Source organism: Pseudonocardia sp. TRM90224 (assembly GCF_021245725.1).
Lineage (GTDB): Bacteria > Actinomycetota > Actinomycetes > Mycobacteriales > Pseudonocardiaceae > Pseudonocardia.
Genome location: NZ_JAJGSX010000005.1, coordinates 215,873 through 229,846 on the forward strand (window position 1 = coordinate 215,873; position 13,974 = coordinate 229,846).

Genomic DNA, 13,974 nt, shown 5'->3' on the forward strand with positions numbered 1-13,974 from the left:
GCAGTGATACGGCCTGCTCAGGCCTTGCTCTCGACCCTGCGCTTGAGCCCCTTGAGCGCCGTGTCGATGATCACCTTCTCGGCCTTCCGCCGCAGCATGCCGATCATCGGGATGTTCAGGGCGACCGCGAGCGTGTAGGTCACCGTCGTGCCGTCCCCCGTCGACTCCAGCTGGTACGAGCCGTCCTGCGCCTTCTGCATCTGGCCCTTCACGAGCGTCCAGCTCACGAGCGTGCCGCCCGGGGCCCAGGTGTAGTCGAGCGTGTAGGTGTCCTTGATCGGGCCGGCGTCCATCGTGAAGCGCACCCGCTCGGGCTGCCCGGACGGGTGGCTGGCCAGCACCTCGGCGCTCGTGACCTGCTCCGCCCACGTCGGGTACGCGGCGAAGTCGGCGATCACCGCCATCACCCGCTCGGGCGGGGCGGCGATGGTGATCGAGGAAGTCGTCGCGTCGGCCATGGCGGGGAGGTTACCGGGGAGTTGTCCGGTCACCAGCGCAGGACGTAGGGCGTGGCCGTCGCGCGGAAGTGGCCGACGTTCACACATTCGGTGTGGCCGACCCGCATCCGCCGCGCGAGCGGCTGGTGCACGTGCCCGAAGAGCGCGGCGCGCGGGCGGTCGCGCCGGATCACGTCGAGCAGCGCTGCCGACGCCGACTCCGGCTTGCGCGACATCACGTCGTACGCCAGCTCCGGCACGGCGGGCGGCACGTGGCTGCACAGCACGTCGACGTCCTCCAAGGCGTGCGCAGCGGCTGCGAACTCCTCGAACCGCCGCAGGTAGGGTCGCCACGGACCGGCACGACGGGGCTCGAAGCCCACCGGCAGCGGCGCGCCGCCGACGAACCCGAACCGCAGCCCGCCGATCGTCACCACCGAGTTGTCGGCGAGCACGACACCGTCGCCCGCGAACTCCGGCCACAGCTCGGCGGCGTCGACGTTGCCGGCGATCGCGTACGTCGGTGCGGGCAGCACGGCGAACATCTCGGCGTACTGCGCGCGCACGGCCTCCTCGACGACGGCCGCGGGGTCGGCGAAGCGCGACCATGCCTTCTCGGCGAACGCCATCAGCTCACCGGGCCGTCCCGAGGCGCGCAACCTGCCGAAATGTGCGCTCGTCTCGGGGCCGAGGACCGTACCGAGGATCCCGCGGTTGGGGTCGGCGTAGTCGACGAAGTCGACCAGATCGCCGAGCACGACCAGTGCGTCGGCGCCCTCGCCGGCCTTGGCCAGCGCGTCGACGTTGCCGTGCACGTCGGACACCACGTGCACGCGCATGATTGCGACGCTACCGAACGCGTGCCGGGTTCGCCGCCGGCGCCCGGGCCGGCGGCGGCTCACCCGGCGCGCGTCCTGCTTCGAGGCGGAGCTTGTACGCGAGCGCGATCGACTTCGCGGCGCGCTGGCGCCTGCGCGACTCCGCCGCAGCCCTGCGCGGCGGCGCGGGAGCGGGCGCGCCATCGGGGCCGGGCGGGTCGGCACGCAGGAAGTAGTGCAGCACCGTCCCGTCCAGCACCGGCTCCAGCCAGACCTCCATGCTGCCGACGAGCGCGCCCGTGACCGTCCAGCGCATGCCCTCCACCCCGCGGTCGGTGACGACCTCCAGCTGCAGGTCCGGCCAGAGTCGGCGCCAGTTGTGCGGCTGGGCGAACTCCGCGGCCAGCACGTCGGGCGGCACGGTCAGGAAGGTCTCGTCGACGACGTCAATCGACGGCATGCGCGCCAGCATGCCGGACGGAGTTCCAGACGGACGAATCCGGCACCGTCCGGACCTGCCCTCCCTCCCCTACCAAAGGGTAAGTTCGCTCGGAACAACAGCCAGTGCCGGCCAGGAGGTCACGTCCGTGCGCGAGTACAGCGTTCCCGCAACCGTCCGTGTCGGCGACGAGGAGAACCTCGCCGACGCGGTCTACGTCAACGCCGATGAGCGCGGTTCGGCCGTCGCCTATCGGCGCCGCGGCGCGGACGGCGTGTGGTCGGAGATCACGGCCAAGGAGTTCGCGGACGACGTCACCGCGGTGGCCCGCGGCCTGATCGCGGCCGGTGTCGCGGCCGGCGACCGGGTCGCGCTGCTTTCGCGCACGCGCTATGAGTGGACGCTCGTCGACTACGCGATCTCCGCCGTCGGCGCCGTCACCGTCCCGATCTACGAGACGTCGTCGGCCGAGCAGATCCGCTGGATCCTCTCCGACTCCGGCGCGGTCGGCGCCGTCGTGGAGTCGGCGAAGCACACCTCGCTGGTCGAGAGCGTGCGGGCGGACCTCGGCGAGCTCAAGAGCGTGTGGCAGATCGAGCCGACCGGCGAGGGCGAAGGCGCGATCGCCCAGCTGACGGCGCTCGGGGCGGACACGCCCACCGAGGAGGTGCACGCGCGGCGCAAGGCCGTGCGCGCCGACGACCTCGCCACCCTGATCTACACCTCGGGCACGACGGGCCGGCCGAAGGGCTGCGAGCTCACCCACCGCAACCTCGTCGCCGAGGTCAAGACGGTCACCGACGTGTTCCCGGAGCTGCTCACCGAGGGCGGTTCGGTGCTGCTGTTCCTCCCGCTGGCGCACGTGTTCGGCAAGGCGATCCAGTGCGGCGCCACCTACTCCCGCACCGTCATCGGGCACACCGCCGACGTGTCCGACCTGGTCGGGGACCTCGCGGTGTTCAAGCCGACGTTCCTGCTCGCCGTGCCGCGGGTGTTCGAGAAGGTCTACAACAGCGCCCGCCAGCGTGCGCACAACGACGGCAAGGGCTCGATCTTCGACGCGGCCGCCGAGACGGCGATCGCGTGGAGCAAGGCGAAGGACACCGGCGGCGCCGGCCTGCTGCTCTCCCTCAAGCACACGCTCTTCGACAAGCTGGTCTACAGCAAGCTGCGCGCCGCGGTCGGCGGCAACGTCGTCGGGGCGGTCTCGGGCAGCGCGCCGCTCGGCGACCGGCTCGGGCACTTCTTCCGCGGCGTCGGGCTGCCGGTGCTGGAGGGCTACGGGCTCACCGAGACCTCCGCCGGAATCACCGTCAACACGCTCGGCGCGCAGCGCGTCGGCAGCGTCGGGCGGCCGGTGCCCGGGCACTCGGTCCGGATCGCCGACGACGGCGAGATCATGTTGAAGGGCCCGATCGTCTTCCGCGGTTACTGGAAGAACGAGACCGCGACCGCGGAGGCCGTCGAGGACGGCTGGTTCCACAGCGGCGACATCGGCGAGCTGGACGACGCCGGGTTCCTGACGATCACCGGCCGCAAGAAGGAGCTCATCGTCACCGCGGGCGGCAAGAACGTCGCGCCCGCCGTGCTGGAGGACCGGCTGCGGGCGCACCCGCTCATCAGCCAGTGCATGGTGGTGGGCGACGCCAAGCCGTTCATCGCCGCGCTGGTCACGATCGACGGCGAGGCGCTGCCCGGCTGGCTGGAGCGCAACGGGAAGCCGGCCGACACCCCGGTCGACCAGCTCGTCGACGATGCCGAGCTGCGCGCCGAGATCGCGTCGGCCGTCGACGACGCCAACCTCGCGGTGTCCCGGGCGGAGCAGATCCGCGAGTTCCGGATCCTGCCGGTCGACTTCACCGAGGCCGGCGGCGAGATGACCCCGACGATGAAGGTCAAGCGTGCCGTCGTGGCGTCGAAGTACGCCGACGACATCGCCGGCATCTACTCGGGCGTCAAGCAGAAGGCTTAGCCGCTACACCCCGTAGAACGTCCCCACCGTTTTGCCAACCCGCACACCCAAAACCCCGTGCAAGTTGGCAAAACGGTGGGCAACTTCCCCACCGTTTTGGGTGGATGCGCGCCCCACAGGCGCGCAAGTGCACAAAACGGTGGGGAAGTTCGGGGGGCGTCAGGCCGCGACGGGTTGTGGGCTCGTGAGGAGCTCGTGCAGGCGGTCGGCGCGTTCGGGGACCGTCCAGTCCTGCAGCATCCACGCGCGGCCGCGCGCACCCATGGCACCGGCGGCGTCGGGGTCGCGCAGCAGCCCGACGAGCGTCGCGGCCAGCTGCGTGACGTCGCGGCCGCCGACGACGTAGCCGGTGCGGGTGTCGCGCCAGGTGCGCACGGTCTCCGGCGCCCCGCCGGAATCGCCGACGACGACGGGGAGACCGGTGGCGGCCGCCTCCAGCGCGGCGATGCCGAGGCCCTCGACGTCGAGGCCCTTGCCGCGGGTGCGGCACGGCATGGCGAACACATCACCTACGGCGTGGTGCGCCGGTAGCTCGGCATCGGGCACGGCGCCGGTGAACACGACGGCGTCGGCCACCCCGTACTGCCATGCGAGCTCGACGAGCCGGCGGCGGTGGGGCCCGTCGCCCACCAGCAGCAACCGCGTGCCCGGCACCCGCGTCCGTACCCGCGGCAACGCCTCGACCAGCGTGTCCTGCCCCTTGCGCGGCACCAGCCGGGAGACGCAGGTGATCACCGGTGCGGAGCCGAGGTGGTAGCGGCGGCGCAGGTCGTCGCGCGCGGCCGGGTCGGGGCGGAAGACGTCGGCGTCGACGCCCGGCGGGAGGTGCTCGAGCGCGGCCAGCGGCCCGAACGCGCTGGCCACCCGCTTGCGGGTGTAGCGGGAGACGAACGTGACGACGTCGGCGTCGTGGCCGATCCGGCGCAGCGCGTGGCGCGCCCCCGGCACCATCGACCAGCCCACCTCGTGGCCGTGCGCGCTCGCGACGACCCGCTCGACGCCGGCCGTGCGGCGCAGCTGCGGGCCGAGCAGGGCGAGCGGGGCGGACGCGCCGAACCAGACCGTCCGGGCGCCGTGCTCACGGGCCAGCGCGGCGGCTGTGCTCGCCACTGAGGGCGTCGGCACCATCAGGGACGTCGGGTGCCGGTGCACCGGGTACGGCAGCGTGGCGTCGAACTCAGCGGCGCCGGGCCAGGCCGGGGCGTAGACGGCCAGCTCGCCCGCGGGGAGCCGGTCGGCGAGTGCCTTCAAGTAGGTCTGGATGCCACCGGAGCGTGGCGGGAAGTCGTTCGTGATTAGGAGCGTGCGTGGCACCCGAGGACGTTATCGTCCCGTTCGGAAGGATCGGGCGGCGGCCGATCATGTGGCCGGCCGCCGCCCAGTCCCGGGGAGCGGACGAGGTCCGGTTACAAGCGTCGGGCGCCCGTGAACGCCGACTGCGAGACGGTGCGGTAGCCGACGGTGCCGCCGGTCTGCGGAGCGTCGAGCATCTTGCCTTCGCCGGCGTAGATGCCGACGTGGCTGACGGGTGAGTAGTAGAAGACCAGGTCACCGACCTGCAGCTCGTCGAACGAGACCGACTGGCCCACGTTGGCCTGCTGCGAGCTCGACCGGGGCAGGGTCACGCCGACCCTCTTGAACGCCCACGACGTGAGCCCCGAGCAGTCGAAGCTGTCGGGCCCGGTGTCGCCCCACCCGTAGGGCTTGCCCATCTGCGAGATCGCCGCCTGGAGCGCCTTGGCGCCCACCCCGCTGCCGGTGATGGGGCCGGACGGGCCGGCCTCGCCACCCTTGCGGTCGCGGCGCTCCTGCGGGGTGAGGCGTGCGAGCAGCTTCTCCGCCTCGTCGATGCGGATCTCGGCGTCCTTCTTGCGCGCGGCGAGGTCGTTCTCCGCCCGGTCGGCCTCGTCGGCGGCGGCCTGGGCGCGCTCGGCGGCGGAGTCGGCCTCGGAACGGGCCCGGCCGGTGGCGTCGACCCGCTCGACGAGCTGGTCGAGCGCGGCGCGGTAGTCGGACGCGATGGACTCCAGCGCCGACATCTGGTCGAGGAACTCCTGCGGGTTGTCGCTCGCCAGCAGCGCGTTGAACTGGTCGAGGTTGCCGCTCTCGAACGTCGAAGCGGCGACGACGTCGACCTGCTTGCGGTACGTCTCCTCCTCGGCCTGCGCCGATTCGAGCGCCACCTTGGCGGGCTCGACGGCCTCGCGGAGGCGCTTCAGCTCGTCCGTGCGTGCGTCGAGGGTGTCCTTGGCCGCGTGCCACTGCTCGGTGAGCGCCTCGGCCTCCTTCTGGACGGTCTCGAGCTGCTTCTTCGCCTCGCTGGCGTTGCCGGGGGGCGGCGGCTGGGCCAGCGCGGGACCCGCACCGGCGACCATGACGAGGATCGCGACGATCGCGAGAGCGCCTGTCGGGACCACGCGCCGGATCGACCGGCCGAATCCGGACGGGGTACGCCGCAGCGACACCACGCGAACGGTGCTCCCTTCATCCGCCCGCACGTTCCCCGATCAGCGCAGTACGTGCTTCGAACGGGGGAGCGCACGGTGACCTTGCGTCGCCATCCGCGTTCGAATGGCTGACCTGGCGCAAGGTCTCGCGGAGATTACGGAGGAGCGCTGGGCTCGTCCAACTCGCCCCTCCCCCGGCGCGCCGCGGGTCCGACGTCACCCACACGACACGCGAACAACCGCCCGTAGTTCTATGACGCCGTTATCTCACCCTGCGTCACGAGCGGGGGACTCATCGTCCGCTCGGGAGGACGCTCGGCGCGGTTCGGATGCCACCAGCCGCAATCTGGGGACCAAACCTTGCGCGGCGAGGACATCGAGGGCGCGTCGCTCCGGTGCGTCGAGATGCACTTTGCACGCGCCGGACGGCATACCGTCGGCAGTGTCGCGCGTGTCGCGCGGCGCGGGAGATCCGAGCAGAACACCGATCACGCAGTCGCCACACGCGACTCCGCGAACTTCGCAGCGGTCACAGTCGATGATCATTCCAGCTCCTCGAAACGGTTGATCGTTCCTGGCGGAGGGGACGCTAAAGGCGGGCACCGACAATTCCGGATCCGTGCGCACAGCCGGGAGCTGCGACGACGTCCGACTCGGCTTGGCGGCGACAACGATCGGGTCACAGGCAATCGCTTCATCGAGCGCCTGGGGAGCAGGCAGCGGACCATTGGGACACAACGGTCCCGCGAAAGGATCCGACATGCTCGCCATCGTCGCTGCAGTGTTGTTCGGACTCGCCCTCATCTTCGACCTCGCGGGCTTCTCGCTCGCGGTCATCACCAGCTCATTGCTCGTCACAGCAGGGCTGCTTTGCCTGGCGCTGCACCTGGCCGGGGTGGGCGCCACCCGGCGCGTCCGGCGGTAGTCGGGAGTACGTCCTCGCGGTCCGAGGCCTGTGGCTGGTGGGCGCCGCGAGGGCTAGCTGCGGGCCAGCCGGCCCAGCAGTACCGATGACGGCACCGAGTAGGCGCCTTGCTTGCGCACGGACGTCACGACGGCCTTGTCCGACGTCGCCACCAGGATCGGGCGGCCGTGCGGCTCCGACGCGACGAGGGTGCGGATGACGTCGTCGGCGATCACCCCGGGGTCGCTGAACAGCACCCGGACTCCGCGTGAGCCGCGCGGCGGCGCCGTCGTCACGCCGGCGCCGTCGAACACGACGGTGATCTCGACGGCGGTGCGCGCCGCCAGCGCGGCCAGCTGCCCGACGAGCCGGGCGCGCTGGTCGGCGAGCGGCAGGTCGGGGTAGCCGGTCTTGCTCACGTTGTAGCCGTCGACGATCAGGTGCGCCGACGGCACCGAGAGCAGCGCGTCGAGCGCGGCCAGCGAGTCGGCGGCCGAACCGCCCTTGATCGCGCCCGCGCCGGCGATCAGGTCGGCCGGGCGCGGCCCGCCGCCACCGCCCAGCGCCAGCTCGCGGCGCAGCCCGGCGACGGCACCGCCGAGCGTGTCGATGAGCAGTGAGAGGCGCATCTCGTCGGCCTGGCGGGCCTCGCGCGCGGCCTGGCGCGCCGCGGTGACCTCCGCCGCGGCCCGCTCGGCGCGCCGGCGCTCGGCGTCGGCGCGGGCCCGTTCCCGGTCGCGTTCGGCGGCCGCAGCGGCCAGATCGGCGGCGGCGCTCTCGCGCAGGCGCTGCATCTCGTCCTCGATCGCGGCGCGCCCGTCGAGCGCCGCGCGCAGCTTCGCGCCCTGCTCCGAGACGCGCCGCCGCAGCTGCTGGTACTCGGCGTCGCGCTGCTCGCCCGCCGAGCGGGCCTGCGAGCGCGCCTCGGACAGCTCCCCGCGGAGGCGTTCGAGCTCGGTCGTGAGCTTGTCGACCCGCGAGAGCGCGGCGTCGCGCTCCGCACGCAGCTCGACGGCCTCGCCGCGGCGCGCTGCCGCGGCCACGGCATCGGCGGCGTCGTCGTGCCCGAGCAGCAACGCCGACGCGGCGGCGGCGAGCGGGTCGTCGGCGGTCGAGGCGAGCTCGCCGGGCCGGTGCTCGTCCCACCACGCGACGACCGACGCCCGGAACACCGTCGACGAGGCCAGCTCCGCGGTGAGCGCGGCGCCACCGAGCTTCGCGCGTTTCGCCGGGGTGAACCGCGCGAGCCGGCGCAGCGGGACGGGCACGTCGACGACGGGCATGCCACCGACCGCCGTCGCGGCGACCTCGGCCAGCCGGCCGCGCACGGGCTCCGGCAGCCGGTCCCAGTCGACGGGCGCGGCGGTTCCCCGCGGATCCGGCTCTTCGGACTCCGCGGCATGCGTCGGCTCGACCGGTTCCCGGTCGGGTGGCGAGCCGTCGGGCGTCGCGGACATCGGTCCAGGTTATCCGTGCGGCCGCGACCGCACCGGAAATGCGCGCAACCCGCTCATATCAAGTGGGCCGCGGTTCTGTCGGTGACCTCCGCTAGCGTCCGCCGCCGTGCCCGACCCGTCGCAGCGCCAGCTCTCCTTCGACGAGCTCGGAACGCCGTTGCGCGAGGTCACGTTCGTGGTGCTCGACCTGGAGACCACCGGCGGCTCCGCGCGGACCGACGCGATCACCGAGATCGGCGCGGTGAAGGTGCGCGGCGGCGAGCAGGTCGGCGAGCTGGCGACGCTCGTCGATCCCGGCACCGGGTTGCCGCCGAACATCGTGGCGCTCACCGGCATCACCACCGCGATGGTGCAGGGGGCGCCGCCGTTCTCCGCGGTGCTCCCGTCGCTCCTGGAGTTCCTCTCCGGCTGCGTGCTCGTCGCGCACAACGCGCCGTTCGACACCGGCTTCCTGCGGGCCGCCTGCGAGCGCAACGGGCACCGCTGGCCGCGCCCTCCCGTGCTGTGCACGGCCCGGCTGGCGCGGGCCGTGCTGGGCCGCGACGAGGCGCCCAGCGTCCGGCTCGGGGCGCTGGCCAAGCTGTTCGACACCGCGACCACGCCGACGCACCGCGCGCTCGCCGACGCCCGCGCGACCGTCGAGGTGCTGCACCAGCTGATGGAAAGAGTCGGCAACATCGGTGTGCAGAGCCTCGAGGAGCTGCTCTCGATGGCGAGCGAGTCGGCGCCGCACCGCCCGACCCAGCAGCAGCGCAAGAAGCGGGTGCTCGCCGAACGGGCGCCGTCCGCGCCGGGTGTGTACCTCTTCCGCGGGCCGCGCGACGAGGTGCTCTACGTCGGGACGAGCGGCGACCTGCGCCGCCGGGTCCGCAGCTACTTCACCGCCGGCGAGCGACGCCGGCGGGTGCGTGACATGGTCGCGCTCGCGGAGCGCGTCGACACGGTCGTGTGCGCGCACGCGCTGGAGGCGTCGGTGCGCGAGCTGCGGCTGATCGCGGCGCACCAGCCGCGCTACAACCGCAGGTCCCGCCGGCCCAACCTCGCGTGGTGGATCACCCCGACCGCGGAGGCGTTCCCGCGGCTCTCCGTGGTCAACACGCCGCGCGACGGCGCGCTGGGGCCGTTCCGGTCGCGGCAGCAGGCGAGCGTGGCCGTCGAGACCGTGCTGGACGTCGTGCCGATGCGCCCCTGCACGCAACGCATCCCGGCGAAGGGCGCCTCGGCGTCGCCGTGCGCGCTGCACGAGCTGGGCCGCTGCGCGGCGCCCTGCGCCGGCCTGCAGACGCCCGACGAGTACGCGCCCGCCGTCGCCCAGCTGGAGGCGCTCGTCACCGGCACGACCGACGAGCCGCTGCGGAGGCTCGCCGCCCAGGTCGACGAGCTCGCCGGCACGCAGCGGTTCGAGAGCGCCGCGCGGCGACGCGACCGCCTCGCCGGCCTGATCGGCGCGCTCGACCGCGCGCAGCGCATGAGCGCGCTCGCGGCGCTGCCGGAGGTCGTCGGCGCACGACCGGACGGGCGCGGCGGCTGGGAGATCGCGGTCGTGCGGCACGGCCGCCTCGCCGCGGCCGGCGTGGCGCGCCGCGGCGTCGCCCCGATGCCCGTGATCGATGCGCTGCGGCTCGGCGCGCAGACCGTCATCGCCGGGGTGGGCCCGCTGCGCGGCGCGCACGCCGAGGAGGTCGGGCTGGTGCACCGCTGGCTCTCCACGGGCGGCACCCGCCTCGTGTACGCCGACCCGGCGTGGACGGAGCCCGCCCGCGGCGCCGGATCCTGGGGCGCCTGGGCGGAGCGGGCGCGGCCGGTCGAGCTGGACGTGGACTGACGACCACGGATACGTGCGTTCCGCACGCGTGGGCAGGAAAGCCACTTTCCTGCCCTGTGAGGGCCGGAAAGTGGCTTTCCTGCCCTCCCCAGGCACCCCGGCGCCAGTACCGGCCGCGGCCGAAGCCGGCGCCCGCTCCGGGCCGCCGAGCCGGAGGTGGACTAATGTCGCTCGCGGTAGCCGCCCGACCCACGAGGGAGCAGTCGTGATCACCGCGATCGTACTGGTGCACACCGAGGCCGACCGCATCCCAGAGACGGCGCAGGCCATCGCCGACATCAACGGCGTCACCGAGGTCTACTCGTGCGCCGGCGACGTCGACCTCATCGCGGTGGTCAAGGTGCACGAGCACGAGGAGCTGGCCGACGTGATCGCCGGCGGCCTCAGCAAGATCGACGGGGTCCTGCGGACCGACACGCACATCGCCTTCCGCTCGTACTCCCGCGCGGACACGGAGGCCACCTTCTCCGTCGGCCTCGACTGACGGGCTGGTCCCCCGCCTGCCGGCGCCGGTCTCCCACACCTCACCGCGTGGAACGCGCGTGTCACCGTGCCGAAGGTGTCGACTCACCGTGCTCGAAGTGTCGACTCACCGTGCTCGAAGTGTCGACTCACCCGCCCACCCCGACCCGCCCACGGCCAGGCCCCGACTCGCGCACCACCCGGCCCCGACTCGCGGCTCTGGCCGTCTACGCGGGGGTGTTCGCCCGCACCAGGTCGGCGGCGCGCGAGAGGTCGGCGCGTTCCTGCTCCGAGATGTTGCGGTCGCGGCCGCGCATCCCGACCGCTATCCGCAGCTGCGAGCCGATCGGGCCGGCGTCGGCGAGGAACGGCGCGAGCATCTCGGACGCCGGCGCCGCGAGCTCGCTCCCGCCAACGGCCACCTGCCCCAGGATCAGCGCGGACATCGCGACGTCGAGCTCGGGCGAGCCCTCGCGCGCGTTGCGCCAATCGATGACGACGGGGCCGTTCGCGGTCAGCACGACGTTGTCGGGGTGCAGGTCGAGGTGCAGTACCCGCTCGTCCGGCACCAGCCGCCCCGGCACGGCGTGCAGGCGCCGGTGCAGGGTGGCGAGCACGACGGCGGCCTCGGCGGGGTCGGCTCCGATCGACCCCAGCATCGTCGCACCCCGCAGCCGTTCCATCACGATGTCGGTTCCGGCCGCGTCGAACACCTCGGGCACCGGGAAGCCGTGGGCGCGGACGTGCGCCATGACCGCGGCCTCAGCCGAGACGTCCCCGCCCGACCGGTAGCGCCGCAGCACCCGGTGCTCGTCGAGCGCGTAGACGTCGGCGTCACGCCCCGCGGCGAGGAAGTGCACGTCGTCAGTGACGCAGGGCCGAGGAAAGCTCCGCCCACCGCGTGAGCAGCGCCGCAGCCGCACCCGAGTCGATCGCGGCGGCGGCCCGCTCGATCGCGGCCGGGAACGCGGCGGCCACCGGCGTGGGCGGCCCGTCGAACGCGATGAGCGCGCCGGCGGCGTTGAGCAGCACGGCGTCGCGCACCGGCCCCTTGTCGCCTGCCAGCAGCGAGCGGAACACCTGCGCGTTCTCGACGGCCGTGCCGCCGCGCAGGTCGGCCCTGGTCGCGCGCGGGATGCCCAGCTCGGCGGCGTCGACGGTCTCCTGGCGCACCTCGCCGTCGGAGACGGCCCAGACCGTGCTGGTGGTGGTCGTGGTCAGCTCGTCGAGCCCGTCGTCGCCGCGCACGACCAGCACCGACGCGCCACGGCCCGCGAAGACGCCCGCAATGACCGGGGCGAGCCGCGCGTCGGCGCACCCGACGAGCGCGGCGCCGGGCTGGGCGGGGTTGGTGAGCGGGCCGAGCACGTTCATCGCGGTCGGGACGCCGATCTCGCGCCGCACGCTGGACGTGTGCCGCATCGACGGGTGGTAGACCGGCGCGAAGCAGAACCCGATGCCGGCCCGCGTGAGCGTCGTCTCGACACCCTTGGCCGGGAGGTCGATCGCCACCCCGAGCGCCTCGAAGACGTCGGCGGCACCGCTCGCCGATGTCGCCGCCCGGTTGCCGTGCTTGATCACCGGCACCCCGGCCGCCGCGACGACGACCGCCGACATCGACGAGATGTTGACCGTGTGCGCCTGGTCGCCGCCGGTGCCGACGACGTCGACGGCCGGGCCTTGCAGGCTCACCCGGTTGGCGTGGCGCAGCATCGCCTCCGCGAGGCCCGCGACCTCCTCGGGGGTCTCCCCCTTCGCCCGCAGCGCGACCAGGAACCCGGCCAGCTGCGCCGGGGTGGCCTCGGCGCGCAGCACCTGGTCCATGACCCACGCGGTGTCGGTGGCCCCGATGTCCTCGCGGCGGATCAGCCGGGCGAGCAGGCCCGGCCAGGTGAGCGCGCCGGTGTCGGCCACGGCGCTCAGCCCCGCAGCGCGGGCAGCTCACCCGAGCGCGAGCGACGCAGCACGTCGGCGACGGTCTCGGCCGAGGTCAGCGGGTCGAGCGGGTGCACGATCACGGCGTCGGCCTGCGACCACGTGGCGAGCCAACGGTCGTCGCGCCGCCGCACCGTGACGATGATCGGCGGGCAGTCGTCGATCTCGTTCTTCAGCTGGCGCGAGACGCCCATGCCACCGGTGGGCTGCGCCTCGCCGTCGAGGATCGCCAGGTCGATGGTGCCGCCGTCCATCGCGCGCAGCACCTCGGCCATGCCGCCGGCCTCGACGTAGCGCACCCGCCCGAGGTCGGGCGCGGGCCTGCGTCCGACGGCCATCGTGATGGCCTCGCGGACCTCGGCCCGGTGGCTGAACACCAGTACGTTCAACGGCTCGTGCGCGTCGGGGCTGCTCACGATCGAGACTCTAGTGCCCCCTCGCGAAAGGTTCGCCACGGCACTCGGGCGCCCAGTCGCCCGCTGGCGGCGTTGCCACCCTTGCAAAGACGCCCGGTCTGAGCTGCGGGCGGCGCCTTGCCAGCAGACGACTGGATCACCCGATTGCCGCATCAACCTTCCGCGAGGGGGCACTAGTGCCACGACACACCGACGAGAGGGGCCCCCGGGTATCCCGACAAGCTGTAGAAGTTCATAATGCCCCCTGTGACGACAGCGGCTCCCACCATCAGTTCGCGGATCCATTCGCTGAACCGCCCGAACCTGGTCAGCGTTGGCACGATCGTCTGGCTGTCCAGCGAGCTGATGTTCTTCGCCGGGCTGTTCGCGATCTATTTCACCGCGCGGGCACAGAACCCCCCGGAACACACCTGGCCACCGCACCCGACCGAGCTGAACGTCCCGTACGCGCTCGTCGTGACGATCATCCTCGTGGCCTCGTCGTTCACCTGCCAGTTCGGTGTGTTCGCCGCCGAGCGGGGTGACGTGTTCGGCCTGCGCAGGTGGTACCTGCTCACGCTGGCCATGGGCACCGCGTTCGTGCTCGGCCAGGCGTACGAGTACGTGCAGCTGGTGCAGCACGGCACCACGCTGGCCTCGAGCGCGTACGGCACCGTGTTCTACCTCGCCACCGGCTTCCACGGCCTGCACGTCACGGGTGGGCTCATCGCCTTCGTCTACCTGCTGATCAGGACGAAGCTCTCCAAGTTCACCCCGCAGCAGGCCACAGCCGCCATCGTCGTGTCGTACTACTGGCACTTCGTCGACGTCGTGTGGATCGGCCTGTTCGCCGTCATCTACTTCATCCGCTGACCCCGACCAC

The 13,974-nt window shown here is 72.9% G+C and carries 14 protein-coding genes; 5 read left to right on the forward strand and 9 right to left on the reverse strand.

What is annotated here, in order from left to right; all coding sequences use genetic code 11:
- Window positions 1-17 precede the first annotated feature (17 nt).
- The 3 genes from LL648_RS10290 to LL648_RS10300 are packed head-to-tail and all read right to left on the reverse strand — an operon-like array spanning window position 18 to window position 1,715.
- Window positions 18-458 (reverse strand): SRPBCC family protein, encoded by a 441-nt coding sequence (locus LL648_RS10290; RefSeq protein ID WP_232662232.1) that lies wholly within the window; start codon window positions 456-458, stop codon window positions 18-20.
- A 29-nt stretch (window positions 459-487) separates the two neighbouring features.
- Window positions 488-1,276: a metallophosphoesterase family protein gene (locus LL648_RS10295; protein ID WP_232662233.1), complete on the reverse strand. Its 789-nt coding sequence runs from the start codon at window positions 1,274-1,276 to the stop codon at window positions 488-490.
- 10 nt (window positions 1,277-1,286) lie between these two features.
- Window positions 1,287-1,715, reverse strand: a complete 429-nt coding sequence (locus LL648_RS10300) for a polyketide cyclase / dehydrase and lipid transport (protein ID WP_232662234.1) — start codon at window positions 1,713-1,715, stop codon at window positions 1,287-1,289.
- 127 nt (window positions 1,716-1,842) lie between these two features.
- Here LL648_RS10300 and LL648_RS10305 point away from each other — a divergent pair, with 127 nt between their 5' ends.
- The gene (locus LL648_RS10305; protein WP_232662235.1) at window positions 1,843-3,666 is read left to right on the forward strand and encodes an AMP-dependent synthetase/ligase; all 1,824 of its coding nucleotides are present in this window, start codon (window positions 1,843-1,845) and stop codon (window positions 3,664-3,666) included.
- 159 nt (window positions 3,667-3,825) lie between these two features.
- On the opposite strand, the gene LL648_RS10310 is transcribed toward LL648_RS10305, so the two are convergent.
- Entirely contained in the window at window positions 3,826-4,980 is a 1,155-nt protein-coding gene (locus tag LL648_RS10310) for a glycosyltransferase family 4 protein (protein WP_232662236.1), read from the reverse strand.
- A 92-nt stretch (window positions 4,981-5,072) separates the two neighbouring features.
- A complete protein-coding gene (locus tag LL648_RS10315; RefSeq protein ID WP_232662237.1) occupies window positions 5,073-6,131 on the reverse strand; it encodes an NlpC/P60 family protein in 1,059 nt (352 codons plus the stop codon).
- A 742-nt stretch (window positions 6,132-6,873) separates the two neighbouring features.
- Between LL648_RS10315 and LL648_RS10325 the strand changes: the two genes are divergently transcribed.
- On the forward strand, window positions 6,874-7,038 hold the full coding sequence (locus LL648_RS10325; protein WP_232662239.1) for a hypothetical protein: 165 nt from the start codon (window positions 6,874-6,876) through the stop codon (window positions 7,036-7,038).
- Between the two features lie 53 nt (window positions 7,039-7,091).
- On the opposite strand, the gene LL648_RS10330 is transcribed toward LL648_RS10325, so the two are convergent.
- On the reverse strand, window positions 7,092-8,474 hold the full coding sequence (locus LL648_RS10330) for an NYN domain-containing protein (protein ID WP_232662240.1): 1,383 nt from the start codon (window positions 8,472-8,474) through the stop codon (window positions 7,092-7,094).
- A gap of 106 nt (window positions 8,475-8,580) precedes the next feature.
- Here LL648_RS10330 and LL648_RS10335 point away from each other — a divergent pair, with 106 nt between their 5' ends.
- A complete protein-coding gene (locus LL648_RS10335; RefSeq protein WP_232662241.1) occupies window positions 8,581-10,299 on the forward strand; it encodes a DEDD exonuclease domain-containing protein in 1,719 nt (572 codons plus the stop codon).
- Window positions 10,300-10,504: 205 nt separating this feature from the next.
- Window positions 10,505-10,783, forward strand: a complete 279-nt coding sequence (locus tag LL648_RS10340) for an Lrp/AsnC family transcriptional regulator (protein WP_232662242.1) — start codon at window positions 10,505-10,507, stop codon at window positions 10,781-10,783.
- Window positions 10,784-10,988: 205 nt separating this feature from the next.
- Here LL648_RS10340 and LL648_RS10345 read toward each other — a convergent pair whose 3' ends face one another.
- Genes LL648_RS10345 through LL648_RS10355 form a run of 3 tightly spaced genes read right to left on the reverse strand, consistent with a single transcriptional unit; the run spans window position 10,989 to window position 13,112 of the window.
- Window positions 10,989-11,621 carry a phosphotransferase gene (locus LL648_RS10345; protein ID WP_232662243.1) on the reverse strand — a complete coding sequence of 211 codons (633 nt, stop codon included), beginning with the start codon at window positions 11,619-11,621 and terminating at the stop codon, window positions 10,989-10,991.
- Between the two features lie 4 nt (window positions 11,622-11,625).
- Window positions 11,626-12,675: an anthranilate phosphoribosyltransferase gene (gene trpD / locus LL648_RS10350; RefSeq protein WP_232662244.1), complete on the reverse strand. Its 1,050-nt coding sequence runs from the start codon at window positions 12,673-12,675 to the stop codon at window positions 11,626-11,628.
- Window positions 12,676-12,680: 5 nt separating this feature from the next.
- On the reverse strand, window positions 12,681-13,112 hold the full coding sequence (locus LL648_RS10355; RefSeq protein ID WP_232662245.1) for a hypothetical protein: 432 nt from the start codon (window positions 13,110-13,112) through the stop codon (window positions 12,681-12,683).
- 237 nt (window positions 13,113-13,349) lie between these two features.
- Between LL648_RS10355 and ctaE the strand changes: the two genes are divergently transcribed.
- Window positions 13,350-13,964: an aa3-type cytochrome oxidase subunit III gene (gene ctaE, locus LL648_RS10360; protein ID WP_232662246.1), complete on the forward strand. Its 615-nt coding sequence runs from the start codon at window positions 13,350-13,352 to the stop codon at window positions 13,962-13,964.
- The last annotated feature ends 10 nt before the right edge of the window (window positions 13,965-13,974 follow it).